The organism is Acidimicrobiia bacterium (genome assembly GCA_029210695.1).
In the GTDB taxonomy this organism is placed as follows: domain Bacteria; phylum Actinomycetota; class Acidimicrobiia; order Spongiisociales; family JAHEDJ01; genus JAHEDJ01.
Genome location: JARGFH010000148.1, coordinates 1 through 1067, shown reverse-complemented (window position 1 = coordinate 1067; position 1067 = coordinate 1). Strand labels below are relative to the sequence as shown.

Below are 1067 nucleotides of genomic sequence, written 5' to 3'. Positions count from 1 at the left end.
GGGATTCTCCCATCCCGCCCTCTCAACACAGTGATACACCTACACGACCCGTCTCACGAAACGTTGACACAGAGGGTTCCCTGCCCGTTGGGGGGAAAACCATTCAGCTTTCCACCTACCTTACGCCAGATGACTATTCCTCCCAACCCGCACTGATGTTCCTGCGGTGGACAGGTCAGAGCTACGAGGACGGATGGGGCAAGACCACCCCGGAGGCCATCGAAGCCTGGGATCGGGCAGGCTACTGCCTGGTGTCATCTCAGGGCCTGTTTGTGAATGCTCTCATCGGCGCATGGAATCCCATCAGCTCCGAGCATGAAGGGTATTTAGAGGAAGCCCCGATGATTCTTGCTGACCCGGTAGCCCAACAGGTTCGGCACCTGTCCCTCGACGAGCTGGTATCACTGGTCAAGTCATTGCGCTAGGCACTGGATCAACACCACGACCTGTTCCACAATCATTCCCATTGACACAACACCTTCAGGGTCTTGACTCTCTCTCAGCAGCGAATCAGTTGCCGTGGCACCGCTTGTACTTGTAGCCCGAACCGCACGGGCAGCGATCATTCCGACCGACACTCGACTTGCTCGGTAGCTCAAGCGGTCTGGTTCTGGCCCGCAGGAGACGCTCCGATGCTCTCAGTGACTGCTCTCGTTCGTCCAGACGGCGTTCCTGTATGTCGAGAGCCTCAGACCGGACAACCAGCCGGTGCTCCAGCTCCGCAGCGAACACCACTCCAGGAGGCTCGTCCTCCCTCACGAGTGCGCCGAGTTCTTGATCGATGAGGCCGGCGATGCCTGCTCCCATCGTGAGTCCAATCGCTTGGCAGTAGCGCCGCCACGTCGACCATACCGCCTCTGGCAGGGGGACCTTCACCAACTGCATGCCCTCACAGTGATGCAATTCTGTGAAGATCCGCCGATCGATCTTGGCGAGCGTGCCTCGTTCCAGCGCCATCGCCTTACCTTTCCGGTATACCGGTATACCGGCGGCAACTTGTCAGTGGTTTACCTTCGGGTGGGAGCGCCGGTTGGTGCTCTTGGAGACTGGTGACGGCCACGGTGACG

The 1067-nt window shown here is 59.2% G+C and carries 2 protein-coding genes; one reads left to right on the top strand and one right to left on the bottom strand.

Annotated features, from left to right (window positions below; genetic code table 11):
* On the top strand, nucleotides 1-425 hold a 425-nt coding region (locus tag P1T08_18830; GenBank protein MDF1598129.1), incomplete at its 5' end, for a hypothetical protein.
* A gap of 85 nt (nucleotides 426-510) precedes the next feature.
* On the opposite strand, the gene P1T08_18825 is transcribed toward P1T08_18830, so the two are convergent.
* Nucleotides 511-957 carry an SEC-C metal-binding domain-containing protein gene (locus tag P1T08_18825; protein ID MDF1598128.1) on the bottom strand — a complete coding sequence of 149 codons (447 nt, stop codon included), beginning with the start codon at nucleotides 955-957 and terminating at the stop codon, nucleotides 511-513.
* Nucleotides 958-1067 lie beyond the last annotated feature (110 nt).